At 74.0% G+C, this 22,464-nt stretch carries 18 protein-coding genes; 4 read left to right on the forward strand and 14 right to left on the reverse strand.

Annotated features, from left to right (window positions below; genetic code table 11):
- Nucleotides 1–194: 194 nt before the first annotated feature.
- A complete protein-coding gene (locus HCN08_RS18695) occupies nucleotides 195–590 on the forward strand; it encodes an ATP-binding protein (RefSeq protein ID WP_240970219.1) in 396 nt (131 codons plus the stop codon).
- A gap of 132 nt (nucleotides 591–722) precedes the next feature.
- Here HCN08_RS18695 and HCN08_RS18700 read toward each other — a convergent pair whose 3' ends face one another.
- Nucleotides 723–1,796, reverse strand: coding sequence for a DUF2637 domain-containing protein (locus tag HCN08_RS18700; RefSeq protein ID WP_167984283.1), 1,074 nt, complete (start codon nucleotides 1,794–1,796; stop codon nucleotides 723–725).
- Between the two features lie 178 nt (nucleotides 1,797–1,974).
- Complete coding sequence (locus HCN08_RS18705; RefSeq protein WP_167984284.1) at nucleotides 1,975–2,820, reverse strand: (2Fe-2S)-binding protein; 846 nt, start codon at nucleotides 2,818–2,820, stop codon at nucleotides 1,975–1,977.
- A 211-nt stretch (nucleotides 2,821–3,031) separates the two neighbouring features.
- Between HCN08_RS18705 and HCN08_RS18710 the strand changes: the two genes are divergently transcribed.
- Nucleotides 3,032–3,703 carry a GntR family transcriptional regulator gene (locus HCN08_RS18710; RefSeq protein WP_322974540.1) on the forward strand — a complete coding sequence of 224 codons (672 nt, stop codon included), beginning with the start codon at nucleotides 3,032–3,034 and terminating at the stop codon, nucleotides 3,701–3,703.
- 63 nt (nucleotides 3,704–3,766) lie between these two features.
- Here the strand turns inward: HCN08_RS18710 and HCN08_RS18715 are convergent, their stop codons facing one another.
- Nucleotides 3,767–4,513, reverse strand: coding sequence for a hypothetical protein (locus HCN08_RS18715; protein WP_167984286.1), 747 nt, complete (start codon nucleotides 4,511–4,513; stop codon nucleotides 3,767–3,769).
- Between the two features lie 286 nt (nucleotides 4,514–4,799).
- Nucleotides 4,800–6,761 carry a PucR family transcriptional regulator gene (locus HCN08_RS18720; RefSeq protein WP_167984287.1) on the reverse strand — a complete coding sequence of 654 codons (1,962 nt, stop codon included), beginning with the start codon at nucleotides 6,759–6,761 and terminating at the stop codon, nucleotides 4,800–4,802.
- A 608-nt stretch (nucleotides 6,762–7,369) separates the two neighbouring features.
- On the opposite strand from HCN08_RS18720, the gene HCN08_RS18725 reads away from it, so the two are divergent.
- A complete protein-coding gene (locus HCN08_RS18725; protein WP_167984288.1) occupies nucleotides 7,370–8,608 on the forward strand; it encodes a winged helix DNA-binding domain-containing protein in 1,239 nt (412 codons plus the stop codon).
- A 13-nt stretch (nucleotides 8,609–8,621) separates the two neighbouring features.
- Here the strand turns inward: HCN08_RS18725 and HCN08_RS18730 are convergent, their stop codons facing one another.
- The 6 genes from HCN08_RS18730 to HCN08_RS18755 all read right to left on the reverse strand — a co-directional run bounded on the left by HCN08_RS18730 (nucleotide 8,622) and on the right by HCN08_RS18755 (nucleotide 17,499).
- Nucleotides 8,622–10,670: a sigma-70 family RNA polymerase sigma factor gene (locus tag HCN08_RS18730; protein WP_167984289.1), complete on the reverse strand. Its 2,049-nt coding sequence runs from the start codon at nucleotides 10,668–10,670 to the stop codon at nucleotides 8,622–8,624.
- A 186-nt stretch (nucleotides 10,671–10,856) separates the two neighbouring features.
- On the reverse strand, nucleotides 10,857–12,272 hold the full coding sequence (locus HCN08_RS18735; protein ID WP_167984405.1) for a cellulose binding domain-containing protein: 1,416 nt from the start codon (nucleotides 12,270–12,272) through the stop codon (nucleotides 10,857–10,859).
- A 302-nt stretch (nucleotides 12,273–12,574) separates the two neighbouring features.
- Nucleotides 12,575–14,086: a beta-N-acetylhexosaminidase gene (locus HCN08_RS18740; protein ID WP_167984290.1), complete on the reverse strand. Its 1,512-nt coding sequence runs from the start codon at nucleotides 14,084–14,086 to the stop codon at nucleotides 12,575–12,577.
- A 223-nt stretch (nucleotides 14,087–14,309) separates the two neighbouring features.
- Entirely contained in the window at nucleotides 14,310–15,191 is an 882-nt protein-coding gene (locus HCN08_RS18745) for a carbohydrate ABC transporter permease (protein ID WP_407648838.1), read from the reverse strand.
- Nucleotides 15,188–16,156 carry a carbohydrate ABC transporter permease gene (locus HCN08_RS18750; RefSeq protein ID WP_407648839.1) on the reverse strand — a complete coding sequence of 323 codons (969 nt, stop codon included), beginning with the start codon at nucleotides 16,154–16,156 and terminating at the stop codon, nucleotides 15,188–15,190. The genes HCN08_RS18745 and HCN08_RS18750 overlap by 4 nt, the downstream gene beginning before the upstream one ends.
- 53 nt (nucleotides 16,157–16,209) lie before the next feature.
- A complete protein-coding gene (locus tag HCN08_RS18755; RefSeq protein ID WP_322974541.1) occupies nucleotides 16,210–17,499 on the reverse strand; it encodes an extracellular solute-binding protein in 1,290 nt (429 codons plus the stop codon).
- 251 nt (nucleotides 17,500–17,750) lie between these two features.
- On the opposite strand from HCN08_RS18755, the gene HCN08_RS18760 reads away from it, so the two are divergent.
- Nucleotides 17,751–18,599: a GntR family transcriptional regulator gene (locus tag HCN08_RS18760; protein WP_167984292.1), complete on the forward strand. Its 849-nt coding sequence runs from the start codon at nucleotides 17,751–17,753 to the stop codon at nucleotides 18,597–18,599.
- Between the two features lie 6 nt (nucleotides 18,600–18,605).
- On the opposite strand, the gene HCN08_RS18765 is transcribed toward HCN08_RS18760, so the two are convergent.
- The 4 genes from HCN08_RS18765 to HCN08_RS18780 form a co-directional block, all read right to left on the reverse strand.
- Nucleotides 18,606–18,899 carry an SAV_915 family protein gene (locus HCN08_RS18765; RefSeq protein WP_167984293.1) on the reverse strand — a complete coding sequence of 98 codons (294 nt, stop codon included), beginning with the start codon at nucleotides 18,897–18,899 and terminating at the stop codon, nucleotides 18,606–18,608.
- Nucleotides 18,900–19,134: 235 nt separating this feature from the next.
- Nucleotides 19,135–20,658, reverse strand: a complete 1,524-nt coding sequence (locus HCN08_RS18770; RefSeq protein WP_167984294.1) for an MFS transporter — start codon at nucleotides 20,656–20,658, stop codon at nucleotides 19,135–19,137.
- A 204-nt stretch (nucleotides 20,659–20,862) separates the two neighbouring features.
- Nucleotides 20,863–21,486, reverse strand: coding sequence for a LysE family translocator (locus tag HCN08_RS18775; RefSeq protein WP_167984408.1), 624 nt, complete (start codon nucleotides 21,484–21,486; stop codon nucleotides 20,863–20,865).
- A 148-nt stretch (nucleotides 21,487–21,634) separates the two neighbouring features.
- Nucleotides 21,635–22,429 (reverse strand): helix-turn-helix transcriptional regulator, encoded by a 795-nt coding sequence (locus HCN08_RS18780; RefSeq protein ID WP_167984409.1) that lies wholly within the window; start codon nucleotides 22,427–22,429, stop codon nucleotides 21,635–21,637.
- Between the last annotated feature and the right edge of the window lie 35 nt (nucleotides 22,430–22,464).

A 22,464-nucleotide genomic window follows, 5' to 3' on the forward strand; every position in this document is an offset into this window, starting at 1 on the left:
TCCGACCTATCAAGCCGCCCGGGCCGCAGGGCAGTTCAACGCACCGGCCGCCGCGACTGCTCCCGGTGACCGGAGGTGTACGGAGCATCGCGGTTGCATGACTGGACCGGGCGGTGGCGGGGCATGCCTTTAGCGCAGGGGGAATCAGGTCCGGACCAGAACGGGGGAGGCTCACGGACGGCACCGGGAATCGCTTGCGTTACGCGGTCAGGCGCGCGGACCTGCGCGCCGTCGCGGACACCCGCAGAAGGCTGCGGGACCAACTCCGGCAGTGGGGCGTACCGGCGCTCACCGACACCGCGGAACTGCTCGCCACGGAGATCGTCACCAACGCGCTCCAGCACACCGGCGGCGGCGCGGTGCTGACCGCGACCCTCTCCGGCGGCCCGGCCCGCCGGCTGCGCGTCGAGGTCCACGACTCCGCCGGCCGCCGCCCCCAGCCCCGCCCCCCGGGCGGCGCCCGCCCCTCCGACGAGGCGACCTCCGGCCGCGGCCTGATGCTCGTCGAAGCCCTCGCCGACACCTGGGGCGTCCAGGCACGCGGGGCGGGCAAGGTCGTCTGGTTCGAGATCGCCGCGACCGCGGCATGACGCCTACGGGCATCGGTCGCGCCCGGCTCTCGCGTACGGCGACACGCACGCCCTCCCGGTGCCGCAACGCGAAGGACCGCGTACCGGCGGCTGGCGCCGGTACGCGGTCCCGGGTGGTCCTTGGGGTGGCGGTCAGCCGAACTGCCGCTCCATCTCCTCCAGTTTGCGCTCCAGGGAGTCCAGGCGGGGAAGCGTCATGGTGTCGTCCTCGGCCGTCAGGTCGATGGCGAAGGACTGGGCGCTCGCCGTCGCCGGCTGCTCGGACTCCTCGCGGACCGGCTGGAGCGCCGGGCGGGAGCGGACCGGAAGCTCGGCCGACGTGCGCTCGGGAGCGCTTATGGCAGGCTCCGTAGCGACCTCGCCGGAGCCCGCGGGGAGCTCCACGGGGACCTGGCGGCCACCCCCGCCGCCGCGCGGCCACGTGCGGTGCTGGCGGTTGAGCGCCTTGATCTTGGCGCGCTCCATGCGGTCGTGCTCACGGCGGCGCAACTGGTTGTTCTCCCGCTGCCGCTTGTCCTCGCGGACCTCCTCGACGGCCTCGTCCAGCGACCGCACGCCCTCCAGCAGCATGAGCGACCACGCGGCGAACGTCTCACGCGGCGCACGCAGCCAGCGCACCATCCGGATCTGCGGCAACGGGCGCGGCACCAGGCCCTGTTCGCGCAGCGCGGCCCGGCGGGTCTGCTTCAGCGCCCGGTCGAAGAGCACCGCGGCCGACAGCGACATGCCGGCGAAGAACTGCGGCGCGCCGGCGTGCCCGAACCCGCGCGGCGCGTGCACCCAGTTGAACCACGCCGCCGCACCCGCGAACAGCCACACCAGCATGCGCGAGCCGAGCGCCGCGTCACCGTGGCTGGCCTCCCGCACCGCCAGCACGGAGCAGAACATGGCCGCGCCGTCCAGGCCGAACGGCACCAGGTACTCCCAGCCGCCGGTCAGGTTCAGGTTCTCCTGGCCGAAACCGACCAGGCCGTGGAAGGACAGCGCCGCGGCGACGGCCGCGCAGCAGAAGAGCAGCACGTACGACGCGCTGCCGTAGAGCGCCTCCTTGCGGCGCCGTCGCTCCTCGCTGCGCTCCCACGAGTCGGCGGGCGCGCCGCCCTCGGCACTGCGGGTACGGCGGCTGCGGAACGCGACAGCGCATGCCGCGAGCATGACCAGGCCGGCGATGCCCGAGAGCACCCAGTCCAGCGATATGTCTCTCATGTGCGTTTCCTAGAGTCGCTTCCGTCGCGCTCGGGCCGCGGGACGGCTACCAGACCGACATCTTTGCGAAGAGCGCGGGTGAGTGCAGACGTTATGGCGCAAGAGCCCCGTCAAGAGGGACCTTGGTCGAACTCTCGTGCCAGAACAGCTGAGTTGAGCGAGATCGTAGCGCGGCTCGTCACGCCGCCGTCGCGCGGCGCCTGATTCGGTCGGATTCGGTCCCGCGCGGGCAGGAAGCGCACGTCTGCTCGGGGCTGATGGTGTAGAAGAGGCAGCAGGTGAGCCGGTCGCGCGCACACCCGCCGCCGGCCTGCGGCGGACCGGCCGAACCGCCCGCCGCGCCGGGGGAGTTCGCCCCGTGCGCGATGCGGCGGAAGTCCGCGCCGCCGGCGTACGGGGGAGTGCCGCCCGGCAGCAGCGCCGTCAGCTCGGCCACCGCCTCCTCCTCACGACCCGTCAACCGGGCCACGTACCACAGCCCTTCGGCGATCTCGTCGGTCGCCATCGCCCACAGCGCATGCGGCCCGCGCCGCATCCGCGGCCCGAACACCGCGAAGAGCGGGGCCAGATGCTCGGCGAGCGCGGCCCGCAGCTCCTCGCGCAGCGCCGCCTCGTCCGCCAGCACCCGCGCGCCGGGCAGCGCCGCCGCCGGATCGCCCGGCAGGCAGCCGAACTCCCGGGTGCGCACGGTGATCCGGCCCGACGCCCGGTGGAACGCCACGTCCGCGACCGGCAGCCGGGGCACCCGGCGGTGCAGGAACCACGGCACGGTAAAGAGCAGGCACGCCGCCCACGCATACCGGTGCAGCGCCAGCGTGGCGGCGACATGCGGACGCGGCGGACGGCCGTACTCCCGGGCCAGCTCCTCGGTGTCCAGCCCGGTGAACGCCGCGAGCGCCGCGCCGCCCTGCGCCAGCTCCCACGCGCCGACCCAGCCGTCACCGGAGCGCGGGGTGCCCTCGGCGACCCGCAGCCCGGGGAAGGCCGCGGTGAGGCGGGCGTACGCGGGGGTGGTCACGGACATGCGCAGAACCGTCCCGGGGAGAGATCACCAGAGGTAAGCCTTACCTTATCGCGCACGGGCGGCGTTTATGCTCACAGCTGTACGTCATCCGGGTGACACCCTTCCCGGGGATGCCACCCCCCCCGGGTCCGCCCACCGGACCCCGCAACCAACCCCCATAACAACCCCCGCAACAGACTCCGCAACCAACCCCCGCAACGAAGGTGAGAGGGTGCAGCAGCCGCACGACCTCCCGGCGCCCGCGCACGGCGCCCGGATCCCGCTGCCCGCGCCCCGCCGGCTGCCCGAGCGGCACTCCGTCCGCGGCCAGGTCCACGGCGAGCTGCGCGCCGCCCTGCTCGCCGGCGAGCTGCCGCCGGGCTCCGTGCACTCCGCCCCCGCGCTCGCCGCCCGCTACGGCGTGTCCGCCACCCCCGTACGCGAGGCCATGCAGCTGCTGGCACAGGAGGGCGCGGTCGAGGTGCTGCCCAACCGCGGCTTCCGCGTCGTCCCGCACACCCCCGCCGACCTCGCGCAGATCGCCGAGGTGCGGATGCTGGTGGAGATCCCGGTGGTGCTGGCGCTGGCCCGCACCCTCCCGGCCGCCCGCTGGGCGCAGCTGCACCCGCTCGCCGACGCCGCAGAGGCCGCGGCCCGGGCCGGCGACCGCGCCGGTTACGCCGAGGCGGACCGCGCCTTCCACCGCGCCCTCCTGCGCCACCACGGCAACGCCCGCCTCCTCGGCGTCGCCGACGACCTCCACCGCCGCGCCCAGTGGCCCTGCCCCGGCCCGCGCCCCGCCCTGACCGCGCACGCCGCGCACCACGCGGAGCTGCTCACCGCCCTCGCCGAGGGCACCGACCCCGAGCCGCTGCTGCGGGCCCACCTGGCGGCCTGCCCCTGAGCCGTACGGCACCCGGCGCGGACCCGGCCGCGGAGCCCGGCGACCCGGGCCCAGCCCCCGGCGTCAGGCCAGCGAGGGCCCCAGCCACACCGGGATCGACCCCAGCAGCGTAAACAGCCGCAGCGCCTCGGCCCGCAGCGCCGCCGCCTCCTCGTCGGCGGAGACCTCCGCCAGCGACAGCAGCGCGGCCGGCGTGCCGACCAGGTGCCCGAGTGCCACCCGCAGCCGCAGCGACTCGGCGAAGCCGTGCCGCGCCTCCGCCATGTCGCCGTCCGCCGCCGCGAGCCCGGCCAGGTGCCGCCAGGTGAACGACGTCAGGAAGGTGTCCCCGTGCGCGACGGCCCCGGCGTGCGCCCGGCGGAAGGCCGCCCGCGCGGCGGCCGGGTTCCCGGCGAGGTTCTGCGCGACGAGCCCGCGCCGGAAGTCCAGCAGCGGCCGTCCCGGCGAGCTAGGCGACAGCAGCGCGGCGCTGCGCCCGTAGGCGGCGCTCGCCTCGTCGGCGCGGTCCCGCACCGAATGCAGCGTCGCCCCGTAGGCGAGGTAGCCCCGCTCGGAGGCCGCCGCGCCCCGCTCCTCGTCCGTACCGGCCACCGCCTCGGCGAGCCGCAGCGCGTCCTCCGCCTCGGCCCAGCCGTCCAGGTGGTAGAAGCAGCCCTCGATCAGGATCTCCGCCCGCTGCCGCGCGGCGCCGGGGTCGTCGGCACAGTACGGCGCGAGCAGCGCCGCGGCCTCCGCCCAGCAGCCGCGGGCCCGCAGCCGCCAGACGTCCGGCGTTCCGACCACAGATTCCGGCAGGGCGGTCTCCGCCACAGCTTCTCCCCCAAGCGCGTCGTCGAGCCAGTGCGAGGTGCCAGTCGTGCGTGCTGTGCGCTGCTACGTGCTCCCGTAGGCAGGCGTGGACACGGCGTGGGCACGCTGACGGGCCCCGCGCGGCTACCGGGCATACGTGTCCGGCAGTTGTCCGGGTGCCTGCCAGTGGCGGAAGTTCAGCACGCGGCGGGGCCTCCCGCCAAGGGGTCGGAGATCACATCTTGTGAACGGGATCACTTTCACGTACCCGGATCCGGGCACGTGCCGACCCGTCCGCGGGCGCCGGTCAGCTCATCCGCAGGGCGAGGAAGAAGTCCAGCTTGTCCTCAAGCCGGGACAGGTCGCGCCCGGTCAGCTGCTCGATCCGGGTGATCCGGTACCGCAGCGTGTTGACGTGCAGATGCAGCCGGGTGGCACACCGGGTCCAGGAGCCGTCGCAGTCCAGGAACGCCTCCAGCGTCGTGATCAGCTCCGAGCGGTGCCGCCGGTCGTACGCCCGCAGCGGGTCCAGCAGCCGGGCGGTGAAGGCCCGGCGGACGTCGTCCGGCACGAAGGGCAGCAGCAGCACATGCGAGGCCAGCTCCTCATGCCCGGCCACGGACACCGCCCCCGGCCGCGCCGCGGCGACCCGCCGCGCATGCCGCGCCTCCTCCAGCGCCCCCCGCAGCCCGTCCGGCGCATGCACAGCAGCGCTGACCCCCACCGTCAACCGCCCGTCCTCCCCAAGCCCCCGCGCCAGCGGCCCCCGCAACAGGGCGAGCACCCCCTCACCACTGAGCCCCCTGGCGCCCCGCCCTGAGCCGTACGCACCACCGGCGGAAGCGGCCCGGGAATGGACGGCCCCACCCCCAGCGGCGGACGAAGTCCCGCCCCCCACCACAGACGACGCACCACCACCCACGGCAGAAGCCCCCCCACCCCCTCCGGAGGAAGCCCCCCCACCCCCTCCGGAGGAAGCCACCCCACCCCCGGCAGAAGCCACCCCACCCCCGGCAGAAGTCGTACGCCCCCCCGGCGGCGCGGGCGCCAGGGGTACGAGGGCCACGGCCTCCCCGTCCGCGACAGCAACCGCGACACCGACTGCGCCCCCACCCCCGACACCAACAGCACCCTCAACACCAACACCAACACCAACACCAACCCCGACCCCGACACCGACGGGGCCTTGCACGGACGCCTGCGCGCCGCCGCCCGCCGGATCGGCCAGCGCCTCCTCCAGCAGCGCCTGGGCCGCGGGCCCGGCGGCCGGCCCGCCGCCCGCCCACTCCACGGCGCCCACCACGACCTGCCAGGACATCTCGCCCGGCGCATTCGGAATGCCCGGCACGAGCACCTGCCCGGCCGCCCGCAGCCGGGCCCCGATCTCGGCAGGCGCCGCACCGCCCACCACCAGCTCGACGATCTCCTCGGCCAGCCGCCGCCCGACCGCCCGCACCCCGTCGCGCCGCTCGCGCTCCACGGCGATCAGCTGCGTCACCCCGCGCAGCAGGTCCAGCCGCTCCTCGGCCCACTCGCCGGCGTCGGCCTCCACGACCAGGAACCAGTCGGTCAGCACCCGCGCCCGCGGATCGCTCTCCACGGCCCCGGCGCGTACAGGGAAGAGCGAGTACGTCCGCCCCTGCACGGCCATCCGGTACGGCCCCCGCCGCCCGCCCCGGGCCGCGGCCTGCTGGGCCCCCGCCAGTTCGGCCCGCACATGGGGCGGCAGCGGCTGGCCCGACCCGGCGACCTCCCGCCCGGTCGCCGACAGCACCCACGCCCGCAGGTCCAGGTCACTGCCGAGCAGATCCAGTACGGCCTCGGGCCCGCCGCCCGCGGGCCCCGACGACATCAGCCGCCGGTGCCGCTCGACGACCGCCGCGAGGTCGCCGGCCCGCTCACCGGAGACCTGCCGGGCGATGTGCTCGGTGATGGTCGCGAAAGCGACCCGCTCGTCGACGGCCAGCAGCGGCAACCGGTGCCGGGCGCACGCGGCGACCAGGTCGTCCGGCACGGCCCGCAACTCCGCCTCCCCGACGGCGAGCGCGACCACCCCGGCCGCGACCAGCAGCCGTACGAACCCCTCACTGTCGGCAGCACTCCGCCGCCACGCCAGCCCGGTGAGCACCAGCTCCCCACCCGCGAGGTACCGGCTCGGATCCCGCAGGTCGGTGGTCATCACCCCCCGCACGTTCCGATCCAGCTCCGCCTCCCCGCCCAGCAGCCGAAGGCCCAGCGCGTCGGTGTCGAGGAGCGTGCGCAGCCGCATCGTGGTCGCCTTGCCTTTGTCGTATCGTCCCGAGCCGCCCCGCCCCCTCCCCGGCACACCCGCCGGGAACCACGGATTCCCCGCCGGCCCCTTTCAGAGGAATCTACAAGACCCCGGGCATGGCCAGCCAAACGCTTGCGGTTTTCCCCGGGACGGAAAGCCCCCACCGGCGATCAGACACCCGGCAAGCGGGGCAGGGCCCGAAGCGTCCCGCCCAAGCCCCCACCGGCGATCAGACACCCGGCAAGAAAAGAGGGACCCACCCAAGCCCCAACCAGCGGTTCAGACGCTCGACAAACACAGGCGCGCGCCCCAGCCCCGACGAACGGAAAGCCGCCGACGGACGTGCGGGAGGGGGTGATCCGGGGGGTGCCCCCGCAGGACTGCGCACGACAAGAGGCCACCGGAAACGCAGCGAGGTCGATGTGCGCAGTCCGAGGAGGTACCCCCCGGAGCGCCCCCGACCACCCCACGCCCCGAACCGACCGCGCCCCCGCCAAGAGCTCCCCGCAATGGCCGACCGTTCACACGAGCGGCACGGTGGTGCAGCTCTGACCGCACCATCCTCGCGGACAGAACCCGTCCGCAACGCCCCTTACCGTGGGCGCATGCCCACCACGCAGCAGGCCCTCAGCGACCGCACCCTCAACCGGACCCTCCTGGAGCGGCAGTTGCTCCTGCACCGCACCGGCAGGAGCGCGTACGACGTCACCAAGTGGCTGCTCGGGTTGCAGTCGCAGACGCCAAGCTCGCCGTACCCCGGGCTGTGGAGCCGGATCGGGGAGTTCGGGTTCGGGGAGGTGGGGCGGCTGCTGGTGGAGCGGAAGGTGGTGCGGCTGGCGTTGATGCGGAGCACCGTGCATCTGGTGACGGCGCAGGACGCGCCGCGGTTGCGGCAGTGGCTCGCGCCGTATCTGGACCGGACGTTCCGGAGCTCGACCGCCGCCCGGGGCGCCGCGCCCGCGGACAGGGCGGAGGTCGTCGCGTACGGGAGCGCGCTGCTGCGCGAACACCCCCGCAGCCCGGCGGAGCTGAGAGCGGCGTTCGCGGAGCGCTTCCCGGCCGCGGACCCGGCGGCGCTGGTGAACGCGCTGCGCTCCTGGGTGCCGCTGGTGCAGGTGCCGCCGCGCGGTGTGTGGGGGGAGCCGGGCGGCACGGTCTACGCGCTGCTCGACGACTGGCTCGGCGAGGGACCGCACGCCACACCGCACGCCACACCGCACACCACGCCGGACCCCGGACCGGACCCCGCGGAGCTGGTGCGCCGCTACCTCGCGGCCTTCGGCCCGGCCTCCGTCGCCGACATGCAGAAGTGGTGCGGCCTCACCGGCCTCAAGCCGCACTTCACCGCCCAGGACCTGCGCACGTACACCGCACGGGACGGCCGGCCGCTGTACGACCTGCCGGAGGCGCAGCTCACCGACCCGGACACGCCCGTGTCCGCCCGCTACGTCGCCGACTTCGACAACCTCCTCCTCTCGCACGCCGACCGCACCCGCATCGTGCCGGAGGCGTACCGCTCACGCGTCATGACGGCCAACGGCCTTGTCCACGGCACGATCCTGGTCGACGGCTTCGTCGCCGGCACCTGGCGCTTCGCGACGGCGAGGGCGCAGGCGCAGGCGCAGGCGCAGGCGCAGGCGAGGGCAAAGGAGAAGTCGCAGGCGCAGGCGACGGCGAAAGCGAAAGCAAAGGCGCAGCCGAAAGGCGCGGCGACCGTCGCCGTCACGCCCTTCGCCCCGCTCGCCGCGGCCGACCGCGACGCACTCACCGCCGAGGGCCTGCGGCTGCTCGCCGCCGCGTACCCGCAGGCCGCGCACGACGTGACCTTCGCGGCCGCGAACTGACAAGCCCCAAGGGCTACTTGGCGGCCTCGAACGCCCGCCCCGCGGGCGTCTCCACCGCCCCACTGCGGAAGAGCCCGCTGCTGGGCTTCGCATCGTCCGCCCCGAGCCCGAACCACGCGTAACGCTGGAGGTACGGCAGCCCGTCGAGCATCTTCGTCGCCGCCGTCACGAACGCCGCCTGCTGCTGGTCGGTCGGGAAGCGCGTGCCGTCGGAGAAGTCGATGAGGGCGAACTCGGTGAGCCAGATGGGCTTGTGGTAGCGGTCGTAGACCGCCTGGAGGTACGACTTGAGCTGGTCCACCGCCTGCGGCGTACGGAAGTCGCCGCCGTACCAGTGCAGGGCGATGAAGTCGACGCGGTAGCCCTTCGCCTTCGCGCCCGACATGAAGCGGTCCAGCCAACCGCCCGCCGTGTCACCGCCGTAGGCGACCGCCGGGCTGCCGAGCACACTGCCGGCGGACATCAACTTCGGCCACAGCGACAGCGCTTGGTCCACGCTCATGTTCGACTGGGCCGACATGTCGGGCTCGTTGAAGCCCAGCAGATACGGGCCGGCCTTCTTCGCCGCCGCCAGCGACGAGGCGTCCGTACTGGCGCTGCCCCACACCATGGGAACGAAGCCGGGTCCGCTGACCCCGCTGTGGCCGGTCGACCACGTGTAGTACCAGCTCGCACCGGACTTGCCGAGCGCTGAGTTGACGCCGTCGAACGTCCAGACGCCGACGCCCTTGCGCGCGGAGGACGCGGTCTTGACGGCCGGCGGCGCGGCCTTGGCCGGGGCGTGCGTGGGCGGCCGGCTGCTGGGCGTGGCGCTCGGCGTGGTGGTGGCCGGCGACGGGCCGGGGGTCGTGGCGGTGGGGGTGGCCGCCGGCGGTGCGGTGAGAGCGCTCGACACCGCCGGCGGGGTCGGGGTGGCGTCCGCGGCGGGCGCCCCGTCGCCGCCCGCCGTGAGGTGGACGGCCAGCAGCGCGCCGGCCGCGACGGCGGCGACCGTACCGACCGCGGCACCGGTCACCCCGGCGGGGCCGTGCAGCAGCCGGCGCCCGGCCCGCCGTCCGTGCCGCGCACCGCTCCGGCGTGGGGGATGGGCCGAAGCGGTGCGCGGGGCCGCCGCAGGGGGTGCGGCCGGGGTGGGGGGCGCAGGGTGGCCGGGCACGGCGGAGGCACCGTGACCCGGCGCGGCAGAAGCAGGACCGCCCGGCCCCGCGCCCGGCGCCCCGGCGGAGCCGGAAGCCGGGCCGAAAGCCGAGCCGGAGAACGTGTGCGCCGCGAAGGAGCCCCCGAAGCCGACCGGCACCGGCAGCAGCGGCAGCCCGCTGAGCAGCCGGTCCATCGGCAGCAGGTTCCCGGCCCGCCCGGTGCAGTCCGCGCACCCCCGCACATGCCGGGCGAACCGCTTGCGCCACAGCGGGCTCGGGACGCCGTCCCAGCCCCCCGTCAGGTGCCGCAGCCCCTCGCACGCCTGCGCGGCGCCCAGCGCCCGCACCACGGCCCGCGAGATGTCCAGCTGCTCCTTCATCCGCTGCACCTTGACCGCCGCGTGCTGCCGGGTCAGGCCCAGCGCCTCGGCCAGTTCGGCGCGGCCGAGGTCGCCGGTCTCCTCCAGCCACCACAGCGCCAGCAGGGTACGGTCGTCGCCGTCGAGCCAGCGGGTGGCCTCGGCGATCTCCCGGCGCTGGTCGGTCAGGCCGAGCCGCAGGATGGTGAGCGCCGCGAAGTCCGAGGCCGGGTCGGGTATCAACTCCGCGGCGTCCAGGGCGGTCTGGTGGTGCCAGGACGCCTTGCGGGCCTGCTCGCGGTCGCGCACCTGCCGTACGGCGATGGCGACCAGCCAGGAGCGGAAGGCCGCCGGGTCGCGCAGGTCCGCCAGGCCCCGTACGACCCGCAGCAGCGTCTCCTGCACCACGTCGTCGACGTCGTCGTGGCCGTCCAGCGCGCGGCCGACGATGTTGTACAGCAGCGGCAGGCACTGGGCGACCAGCTGGTCCAGCGCCTGCTGGTCGCCCGCGCACGCCGCTGCCACCAGCGCGGGGTCGGGTCCGACACGGTCGCCTGCGCGCATGCTGCTCCGATCCGATGGTCCAAGGCCCGCGGTCCAAGGTCCGCGGTCCCGTGGCTGCGAGGGCCTGCCGTCACACAGGCCCTCGGACAGGAGACGGTGCCATGCCCGGCGGATAACGGAAACCCGCCGGGCACGGCGTACAGCCTACGAACCGGACGCGCGGCTTCAGGGCATCGGGCGCCCGCCTTACGGGTTCGGCACCGTGTCGGTGAAGGCCGTGCCCGCCGATCGGTAGCCGGCCACCCGGGCGCTCACCTGCGCCGGGGTGAGCACCTTGTCCTTGACGAAGACGACGTAGTCGACCTGCTCGTCGTAGGAGCGCGAGGTGCTGCCGGTCTGGCCCGCGAGGTCGATCAGCCAGTGGTTGAAGTCGATCCACTGCGGCGTCTCGGGCAGGTACGGCTCCCCGTGCGTCGCGACGACCTGGCCGTCGATGTAGTACGTGATGCTGGTGCCGTCGATGGTGATCTGCAGGTCGTGCCAGCCGTCGAGGCTGCCGTACTGCTGCCCGTGGGTGTTGACCGCGTTCCACGGGTCCGGGTTGTACGTCTCCCACGACGTCTCGTACATGATGTTCTGCGTCTCGCCCCAGCCGCCGTTGGGCAGGTACTCGAAGTCCTGCTCGCTGTAGTCGGGGTCCATCGGGGCGTTCAGGGGCGTGAAGTTGAAGAACGTCTGGACGATGTGGTCGCCGTCCGGGCCGCCGGTCGGGGTGTCGTCGAAGCGGACCCGGGCGGCGTAGGTGCCGTTCTTGAACTTCCGTGCCGTGGTCTGGAGTTCGGTCTCGTGCGTGCCGGACGCGGTGCCGTCCGTGGTGAGTTTGAGGTTCATGACCTTGTTGGAGCCGTCGGCGACGAAGGTCACGTCCTGCGGCGCCCAGGTCGCGCCGGCCACACCGGGGCCGCCCTGGCCGGACTTGACCGTCCAGCCGTGCTGCTGGAGGGCGGTGTCGGAGCTGGAGGTGTAGGAGAAGTCGTCGAAGAGCGCGGGCGCGTTGCCGTCGTCACCGCCGCCGCCGGGGGAGGTCGGCGGGGTGGTCGGGGGCGTGGTGGGCGGCGACGTCGGGTCGTTGCCGGCCGGCGCGGTGCCGTAGACGACGCTGCCGCCGTCCTGCAGGGTGATCTTCGGCCAGTTCGCGTACGCCGTCTGCGCGCCGTTGAAGGAGTAGTCGTCGGACTGCCGCAGCGTCTGCCAGTCGGCGCGGTAGAAACGCAGCTGCATGTCACCGGTGTTCTGGCCCGGCGCGAGCGAGCCGGCGCCGGCGGTGAAGCCGATCTCCAGGTAGCGGTCGGCGGTGGCCGTGGGGTTGGCGAGGGTGCCGAAGGTGCCGGTGATGTTGCCGCAGCCCTTCACCGCCCATGAGCAGGCGAAGCGGTAACTCACCGAGGGGCCGTCGGACGTGAAGTAGTAGCGCAGGGTGACCCGGCTGAGCGGCACCGCGGTGCTGCCGGTGTTGGTGACCTCCAGCCACGGCTCGGACTGGTCGGCCGTCGCGCCGGTCGCGCTCGTGCGGTACTGCACGGTGAGCGAGTCCTGCGCGGCGGAGGCGGGCAGCGCGGTGAGCGCGGCGCAGCCGAGGCCGGCCACCGCGCACAGCGCCATCGCGGCCCGGGTACGGACCGACAGCCGCCGCGGCCGGACGGCTTCGGCGGCTGCGGTGGTGGCGGTGGCGGGCAGGGCGTCCGCCGTCTCGCGTGACGCCCCGGTACGTGCGGCGTCGCGCGCCGCGCCGCTGCGTGCGAGGGTGCGGGCCAACTTTCGTGCGGTCTTACCTGACACGGTGATCCCTTTCCAGTGGGGTGGGGGGTTGTGCCTGTGCAGGGAGGAGTGGTGGTGCGCCCGGCGCGGTCCGCCGGGAGTCGGGGGCGCGGCGGCGGGCGAGGGACCGCCCGTTGCCGCGCGGGTCAGTGTGGGGACGAGGCCGTGGGCGTACCGTCCGGCTCGCGGCGGTGGTGGACCCGCAGCGCGTCCAGCCGGGCCCCGTGCCGGCGCAGCGCCGGGCGGAAGTCGGCCGCCCAGTCGCTCGCCGGGTTCCAGGCCCGGTCGGCGAGTGCGGCCAGCCGCGGGAAGGCGAGGTATTCGGCGTGCGCGGCGGTGCTGACGTACTCCGTCCACAGCTGCGCCTGCGTGCCCAGCACCCGCGCGGCGGCGGCCGGCTCCCAGTCGGCGGGCGCGGCCTCGGCGGCGTGCACCGCCCGCAGGTCGACGACGCCGCCGGCCTGTCCCGGCGGCTCGTCGGGGCCCGCGGACTGCGGGTAGTCCAGGTACGTCGAGCGGTACGGCGTCATGACGACGTCGTGGCCGCGGCGGGCGGCGGCGAGCCCGTGCGCGCCGTCCCGCCACGGCATGACGGTGAAGTCCGCGGGCGGCGCCCCGGAGTCCTCCGCCCAGCACACCGGCAGCCGCCCCTGCGCGAGCAGGAAGTCGCCGACCTGGCCGAGGAACCAGCCGTGCAGCGCCTTGGGCGACTCCAGTCCGAGCGCCGCCGCCCGGGCCCGCGCCGCCGGGCTGGTCTCCCACTCGGTGACGGGGCACTCGTCGCCGCCGACGTGCACGTACCGCGACGGGAAGACGTCCAGCACCTCGCCGAGCACCGTGCGGCAGAAGTCCAGCACCTCGTCGTGGACGCCGAGGACGGTGTCGCACACGCCCCACTCGGTCCACACCTCCAGCGGCCGGCCCGGCACATTGCCCAGGTGCGGATACGCCGCGAGCGCCGCGCGGGTGTGGCCGGGCATCTCGATCTCCGGCACCACCGTGACCCCGCGCTCGGCGGCGTACGCGACCAGGGCGCGCAGCTCCGCGGCGGTGTAGGCGCCCTGGTGCGGCCGGGCGCCGCCGCGGCGCCCGCCGACCTCGGTGAGCCGCGGGAAGGCGGCGACCGGCATGCGCCAGCCCTGGTCGTCGGTCAGGTGCAGGTGCAGCACGTTGAGCTTGTGGAAGGCCAGCAGGTCGGTGAAGCGGCGCAGGAACGACACCGGCAGGAAGTGCCGGGCGACGTCCAGCATCGCGCCCCGCCACGGGTAGCGCGGTACGTCGGTGATCTGCACGCCCGGGACCCGCCACGGCACCCCGGTCACGGGCTGCGCCGACAGCGCCTCGGGCGGCAGCAGTTGGCGCAGCGTCTGCACTCCGCGCAGCAGCCCGGCCGGGCGGGCCGCGCGCAGCAGCACCGCGTCCGGGCCGACGGTGAGGCCGTAGCCCTCCTCGCCGAGCCCGCCGAGCATGTCGTCGACGACGAGCACGACGGTGCCGGCGGCGGAGGACCGCAGCGGCAGCCCGGTGGCGGGCGCGAGCAGCGTGCGCAGCAGCCGGGCCGCGCCGGCCGCCTCGCCGGCGGCGCGGACGGCGGTGGTCTCGTCGAAGGTGAAGTGGCCCGGGATACGGGCGAACTGGGTGGGGTGCGGAATGATCACGGCAGCGGCTCTCCAGGTCTCCCCGGCCACCGTCGGGCGGCAGCGGCGGGCGGCGGCAGGGCAGGGCGGCGGGGCGTCGGTGGGGGCGGCAGGGCAGGGCGGGGCACGCGCCCGGCGGAGGGGCGCGGTACGGGCGGTACGGACGCGGGTTCGGGGTGCGGGCGCCGGGCGTCGTGGACGTGCCGGGTGGACGTGCCGGGTGGACGTGCCGGGCGGGGTGCGGTCAGCCCTTGACGGCTCCCGCGGTCATGCCCGAGGTCACCCGGTTCTGCAGCAGCAGGAAGACCACGAGCACCGGCAGCATGAACAGCGACGAGGCGGCCATCGTCGCGCCCCAGTCCGTACCGAAGACGTTGCTGAACGACGACAGCCACACCGGCAGCGTCCGGGCGTCCTGGTTCTTGATGATCAGCGTGTTGGCGAAGGCGAATTCGTTCCACGCCGTGATGAAGCCGAACAGCGACGTCGACAGCAGCCCCGGCGCCAGCAGCGGGAAGGTCACCCGGCGGAAGGCGGCCGGCCGCGTGCAGCCGTCGACCTGCGCGGCCTCCTCCAGCTCCACCGGGATCGCGGCGAGGAAGCCGCGCAGCGTGACGATGGTGAAGGGCAGCGTCGTCATGAAGTAGACCAGCGTCAGCATCGACAGCCGGTCCAGCATGTCGGTGTCGCGCGCGATGACGTACATCGGGATCAGCAGCGCCTCCCACGGCGCCATCTGCGCGACGAACACCATGAGCAGGAACGCCCGCCGCCCGCGCCAGCGCATCCGCCCGACCGCGAAGGCCGCGAGCAGCGCCACGACCAGCGACAGCAGCACTGCGCCGAGCGTCACGGTGAGGCTGTTGCGCCAGAACGTGCCGAAGCCGGGGGAGTGCACGGCGGTGCCGAAGTGCGCGAGCGTGGGGTGCAGCGGCAGGAAGGACGGGGTGTCGGACTGGATGTCGGCGGCGGGCTTGAACGCGGTCACCACCATCCAGTAGACGGGGAAGACCGACACCGCGAGCGTCAGCAGCGCCGCCAGGTTCAGCGGCAGCCGGCCCGCGCGCAGCCGGTGTGGGCGCCGCAGCGCGGGACCCGCGGCCTTACCAGTGGTCCATGCGGTCACAGCGCGCCCTCCTGGCGGAACATCCGGCGCAGGTTGAACACCAGCGCGACGAGCAGGATCAGCACGGTCAACGTGGAGACGGCCGCGCCCAGGTCGTACTTGTGCAGGCTCTGGGCGATCTGGAAGGCGTAGATCGGCAGCGTCGTCGTCGCGCCGTTCGGGCCGCCCTCGCTGATGACCCAGATCTGGGTGAACGCCTTGAAGCACCAGATCACTTCGAGCGAGGTGATCAGCGCGAACAGCGGGCGCAGCATGGGGAAGGTCACCAGCCGGAAGGACTGCCAGGCGCCGGCGCCGTCGATCCTGGCCGACTCGTACAGCTCGGCGGGGATCGTGGTCAGGCCCCCGTAGAGGGTCAGCGCGGCGAACGGCACGGACTGCCACACCACCAGCGCCACCAGGATCGCGAAGGTCGAGCCGCCGTGCGCGAACCACGAGTAGTCGCGGTAGGAGTCGAAGCCCAGCTTGACCAGTGCCCAGTTGACCACTCCGAAACGGGACTGGAACAGCCACTGGAAGATGGTGGTGGCGGCGATGACCGGGGTCGCCCAGGTCAGGACCAGCCCGCTCATCACCGCCAGCCGCATCCTTTTGCCGAGCCGGACCAGCATGAGCGCCACCAGCGTGCCCAGCACCATGATCAGCGCGACGTTCAGCGCGGTCCACCACAGGGTGCGCCGCACGACCGTCCAGAACTCCGGATCGTCCAGCACCGTGCGGTAGTTGGCGAAGCCGACCCAGGTCGCCCCGCCGCGGATGAGCTCGCCGAGGCCGAAGTGCTGGAAGGACATCATCGTGTTCCTGACCAGCGGGTACACCAGCAGGAACGCGGCGCCCACCACGGTGGGGGCGACCAGCAGATACGGCCACAGCGCACCGACCCGCACCCGCCGCCGCGCCCGCGGCGGAGCCGGCGGCGGGTCCGTGACGGCCGGCGGGGGCGCGGCGGAGCGGGCGGTGAGCACGGGGTTCTCCCTCGGGGGTCGGCGGTGACGGGCGTAGGGGCGCAACCGCGGTGTCAGGACGCGGTGTTGAGGGCCTTGGTGATCGCGTCCGAGGCGGTCTTCGCGGCGGCTGCCGGGTCCGCGCCGGTCAGCACCTGCGTCATGTACTGCTTGATCGGGTTGTTGGCCTCGACCGCCGCCCAGTTGGGCGAGTTGGGCGTCGCGTGGCCGTTGGCCGCACCGACCGCCATCACCGAGGCACCGGGGTTGCCGTCCAGGACCGAGGCGAGCGAGGTGCGGTTGGGCACGTAGCTCATCTCCTTGGCCATGTCGGTCTGGAAGGCCGTGCCGGCCAGCGCCTTGACCACCTGGTAGGCCAGTTCCTTGTGCTGCGAGGCCTCCGGGATCACCAGGTCGGAGCCGCCGGTGAAGACCGCGCCGGGCTTGTCGGCGGTCTTGCCGGGGATCGGGAAGAAGCCGATCTTGTCCTGCATCGCCGGGTTGGCCTTGGTGATGACCGAGGCGCCGCCGGGCACCGAGATGATCTGCGCGGTCTTGCCCTTGGCGAAGACGTCGGCCTGCAGCGGCTTGGCCTCGTCGGAGTCCTTGGGGCCCTTGCCGAGCGCCTGGAGCTGCTTGTAGAAGGCCATGCCGGCCTGCGCCTGCGGGGTGTCCAGGGCGCCCTTCCAGCGGTCGCCGTCCTTGACCGCGAGGTCGCCGCCCTCGTCCCACACGAAGCCCGCGAGCGCGTACCAGGTCTGGCCCGGCAGGTAGATGCCGTCGTTGCCGCCGGAGTTGAGCTTGGTGGTGTCGGCGATCCACTCGTCGCGGGTCTTGGGCGGGGTGGTGATGCCGGCCTTCGCGAACAGGTCCTTGTTGTAGATCACCACGCGGTTGGCCGCGTACCACGGGACGCCGTACTGCTTGCCGTCGATCTTGCCGGGGTCGCCCAGGCCCGGGATCCAGTCCGAGCCCTGGAGGTCGGCGACCTTGTCGGTCAGGTCCACCACACCGCCGCTGGCGGCGTACTGCGCGACCTGGGTGTTGCCGACCTCGATGACGTCCGGGGCGTCCTTGCTGGCCAGCGCGCTGGTGATCTTCTGGCCGATGCCGTCCCACTGCTGGATCTGGATGTCCAGGGTGGTGCCCTTGTGCGCGGCCTCGAAGCTCGTCTTGAAGCGGCTGATGACGCCGTCGGACATGCTGTCCTGCATGATCCACACGGTGAGCTTCGCCGGCGCGGGGGTGCCCCCGCCGCCGGAGCCCTTCGAGTCGTCGTCGGAGGACGAGCCGCCGCAGGCGGTCAGGCCGAGGGTGGCCGCCAGGGCGAACGCGGCGGCGGCGGGGACGAGTCTGGATCTCACGGTGATGTCACCTCGGAAGCGCGGGGCGGAATTGACCACTTGTTCAACTGGTCTGGTGCTGTGCGCCGAAGGTGGCATAGACCACTGGTCACGTCAAGGCTCTGCGCGGAACCCGGAATCCGGTCGTATACCGTCGTGTCCTGCGGTGCGACCGCCCGCCTGCCGCGCGCGGCCTGCTGGCGCGCTGGTCAACATCTGGATAACCTGCTGGACAAGCCACCGGTGGTACCGGGACACGAAAGGACACCCACATGGTCAGCGAGCCGTCGCGATCCGCGGTGAAACGCGAACGGGTCCGCGACTACCTGATGGAACTCGTCGAGTCCTGCGCCCCCGGCGACCCGATCCCGTCCGAGCGCACGCTGTGCGAGCAACTGGGCGTCTCCCGGCCGACGTTGCGCTCGGCGGTGGACGAACTGGTCACCACCGGGCTGCTGGTGCGCGAGCACGGCCGCGGCATGTTCGTCGCCCGCGCCAAGATCACCCAGGAACTGGCCCCGGCACGCGACGCGTACCGCCTGCCGCAGGCGTCCGGCACCTGGGCGAGCCGGGTCCTGGAGTTCACCACCGTGCAGGCCGGCGCCCGGGTCGGCCGCCGGCTGCACATCTCGCCGGCCGCCGAGATCACGTACATCGCCCGGCTGCGGCTGGTCGACGACGAGCCGATGGCGATCGAGTACCTGCACGTGCCGGCCGCGATCGTGCCGGGCCTGAGCCCGCAGGACATGGAGTCGGGGGACTTCTACGACTTCCTGCGCGAGCGGCACGGGGTGCGGGTGCACGAGGCGGTGCAGTCCATCGAGCCGACCGTCACCAACGAGGAGGAGGCCCGGCTGATCGGGGTGCCGGTGCTGTCGCCCGCGCTGCTCTTCGAGCGGCTGACCAAGGACGACACCGGCCGCCCGGTGGAGTACGTGCACTCGGTCTACCGCGGCGACCGCTACCGTATCGTCTCCCGGCTCGCCCTCGGCGACACCCCGGCCGCCCCCGGCCCGCCGCTGTCCGCCTCCCAGCACCACCCCGGCATCCCGCCGGGCGACCTGGCCGCCCGCCGCGGGGTCCCGGCGACGACCACCGGGGACGTCCAGCCGGGGACGTGAGGCCCCTCAGGGCACCCCGGCGCCCGTGGGGCGGGAGAAGAGCAGCGGGTCGACGGTGAGCCCGGTCGCGCCCAGCGGCTCGGCGAGCCGGCGCAGCGCGGTCGGCGACAGCCGGATCCACGGCTGGCAGGGCCCCAGCGCCGCGCGAAGCCGCTGGTCGGTGGTGAAGGCGACCGCCGTACGCGCCCCGGACGGCGTGCGCCACAGGCGGATCACGAGCCCGGCGGGCCCGCTGCGTACCGGTACGTACAGCGGCCGGAGCCCGGCGGTCACCGGGTCCGGCCGTGTCGTGACGTCCATACGTCCACCGTAACCGCGCCGCCACGGACGGCAACCGGACCGGTGGCGCGGGCCCCGCCCGGGCCCGGACGCGGGACCGCCCCGCCGGTGCGCACGGGGGACGCGGGACCGGCGGGGCGGTGTGTGTTGGGGGGCCGGTGCGGCCGGGTGTCCCGTCCCCACGATGACCCGGCGACCGGCCCCCGGGCCCGGTGCCGTCCGCTCAGTCGGCACCGGGTGCTCGGGGGCCCTGCGGCTACATGTGGATCGCCGCGGGCGCGTTCGGGCCGGCCGGCGCGGGACGGCCGCCCCGGTACATGAACGCGGCGAGCAGCGCGCCGACCGCGAAGAACCCGGCCGACCACCAGTAGGCGGTCGAGTAGCTGTGCAGCGCCGCCTGGGCCTGGACCAGCTTGCCGGTGTGGTGGGCGAGGTAGGCGCTGCCCGCGCTCGCCGCGAGGGTGTTCAGCAGCGCGGTGCCGATCGAACCGCCCACCTGCTGCATGGTGTTGACCGCGGCCGAGGCCACGCCCGCGTCCTGCTCGCCGACCCGCTCGGTGGCCACGCTCATCGCGGCGGGCATCACCAGGCCGACACCGAAGCCGGTCACCAGCAGCGGCGGCAGCACATTGGCCGCGTAGGTGCTGTTGAGGTCCAGCACGGTCAGCCACGCCATGCCGACCGCCGACAGCGCCATGCCGCCGGTGACGATCCAGCGCGGGCCGAGCTTGGGCAGCAGGTTGTTGGTGGTCAGCTGGGCCGCCACCATCAGGGCGCCGATCATCGGCAGGAAGGCCAGACCGGTCTTGACCGCGTCGTAGTGCAGCGACTGCTGGAGGTAGTAGGTCAGGAAGAGGAACACGCCGAACATGCCGGCGCCGGAGATCGCCAGCGCGGTGAACGACGCGCCGCGGTTGCGGTCCAGCAGCACGCGCATCGGCAGCAGCGGGTGGTGCACCCGGGTCTGCCACCAGCTGAAGATCGCCACCAGCAGCACACCGCCGCCGAGGAAGCCCCAGGTCAGCGGGGAGCCCCAGTCGTGCGACTCGGCGTTGGAGAAGCCGTAGACGATGCCGAACAGGCCCGCGGTGACCAGCAGGGTGCCGGGCACGTCCAGCCGCTGGCGGTCGGCGGGCGCGCCCTTGCGCAGCAGCACCAGTCCGCCGACGAAGGCGACCACGGCGAAGACCAGGTTGACGTACAGCGTCCAGCGCCAGTCGAGGTTCTTGGTCAGCACACCGCCGAGCAGCAGGCCGACACCGCCGCCGGCGCCGGCGATGGCGCCGTAGATGCCGAACGCCTTCGCGCGTTCCTTGAGGTCGGTGAAGGTGGTGTTGAGCAGCGACAGCGCGGCGGGCGCCAGCAGCGCGCCGAACAGGCCCTGGAGGGCGCGGCCGGTGACCAGCACCTCGAAGTTCTGCGCCGCGCCGGCCAGCGCGGAGGCGCCGGCGAAGCCGAGGACGCCGACGAGGAAGACGATTCTGCGGCCGATGAGGTCCGCCAGCCGGCCGCCGACCAGCAGCAGCGAGCCGAAGGACAGGGAGTAGGCGGTGACGATCCACTGGCGGTTGCCGTCGGAGAAGCCGAGGTCGGCCTGCGCGGAGGGCAGGGCGATGGTCACCACGGTGGCGTCCAGGACCACCATCAGCTGGGCGATGGCGATCACCGCCAGCACCCACCAGCGGTGGTTCGCCCGCTCGGCGGGGTCCCCGCCGGGGGCGTCCGGTACGGACTTCGTGAGCCGGTCGACGGGGACGTCGGCCGCGGACTGGGAAGACATCAGGCGATGCTCCTGAAGTGGGACGGTAGGGCTGTACCGCGGAGAGGACGAAAGACGTACGAACGCCGTGTGGACGACGCACGAAAGAACGAAGGAACGAAACGGTTTCGTACTCGAATGACGGTACGTCGTGCCATATCGAAACGCAAACGTTTCGATCGTGCCGGGCGTGTGCGCCTGGTCACACCCCCCGCGACCTGGAACCTAGGAGTCGGCGCGGCCCGTGACGGCGACCGCGACGCCCAGGCCGATCATCGCCAGGCCACCCGTCCCGCCCACCGCCGCCATGCGCCGCGGCGAGCGCGCGAACCATGTGCGCGCGGCCGACGCGGTCAGTGCCCACATGCTGTCGAAGAGCAGCGCGATGACCGTGAACACCAGGCCGAGCAGCAGCATCTGCTCGTGCACACGGCCCGCGCCGCGATCCACGAACTGCGGGAGCACGGCGGCGAAGAAGACCATCGTCTTGGGGTTGGTGACGCCGACGACAAAGCCTTCCCACAGCGTACGCACATCGCTGCGCGGCGCCGCCGGTACCCCCTCCGCCGCGTCCCCGCGCACGGCCTCGGCCAGCACACCGCGCCGGCGCCACGCCTTGAGGCCCAGGTAGACCAGGTAGACCGCGCCGATCAGCTTCAGCGCGGAGAACAGCGCGACGGAGCGCGAGACGATCTCGCCCAGGCCGACCGCGACGGCCGCGCTGAGCACGTAGGCGCCCGCCGCGTTGCCGACGACGCTGCCGAGCGCCGTGCGGCGCCCGTGGGCGAGGGCTCTGCCGAGCACGAACAGCACGCTCGGGCCGGGGATCAGCACGAGGACCACCGACATGGCGGCGAAGCCGCCTATCCGCTCAAGGCTCACCGTCGCACGCTACCGCCGCCCCCGCCGGGGGCGCGCCCCCTTTTTCCGCCGGTCCTGCCCCGTCCTGTCCGTTCCCTGACCTCCCGCCGGTGGTGGTAGCCCGGGCGGCACACGGCTACGGCAGGAGGCCCGCCCGGCGGGCGGAGGTCACCGCTTCGAGGCGGGTGTGGGCGCCGAGCTTGCGCATGGCCGAGCGCAGATACGACTTGACGGTCTCCGGCCGCAACCGCAGCCGCCCCGCGGCCACCGCGTTGGTCGCGCCGCAGGCGACCGCCGCGAGGACGTCCAGCTCGCGCGGCGTGAGCGCCGCCAGGGGGGCCCGCCCGGCCCCGGAGGGCACCGCCGCGGCGGCCAGCCGCGCGCACGCCGCCATGACCTCGCGGCGCAACTGCGCGTCGGCGATGCGTACCGCCAGCGCCCGCAGGTCGCAGTGCGCGGCGCGCACCTCCTCCCACGCCCGCGGGTCCGCCGCGGCCGGCGCCTGCACGCAGGCCAGCAGCCGCCGCGCCTCGTCCCGTACGGCCAGCGCCTGCTCCAGGTCGCGCGCCGCGTCCATCGCCGCGGCCAGCGGCCGGTCGCCGATGGCGTACGGCTGCCGCAGCGCTCCGTAGAGCACCCCCCGCACCTGCCGGTGCACCACGATCGGCACCGCCAGCACCGACCGCAGCCCCTCGCCGGCGACGGCGGCGTCGTACTCGTGGCTGATCGCGCGGGACGTGCCGTAGTCGGTGACCGCGTACGGGCGGCGCAGCGCCAGCGTCTTGCCGCCGAGCCCGTTGCCGGTGCGTACGGCCAGGCCCCGCAGCGAGTCCGTGCCGGTGCCGGCGAGCTCGGTGATCCGGAACTGCGGCGCGCCGGCCGCCGGCAGCAGCCCGCCGAAGGCCACCGGGAGCAGCCCGGACCTGCGCATCCGCAGCAGAGCGGCCCGTACCTCCACGGCGTCTG

The organism is Actinacidiphila epipremni (assembly GCF_012034175.1).
GTDB classification, from domain to species: Bacteria; Actinomycetota; Actinomycetes; order Streptomycetales; family Streptomycetaceae; genus Actinacidiphila; species Actinacidiphila epipremni.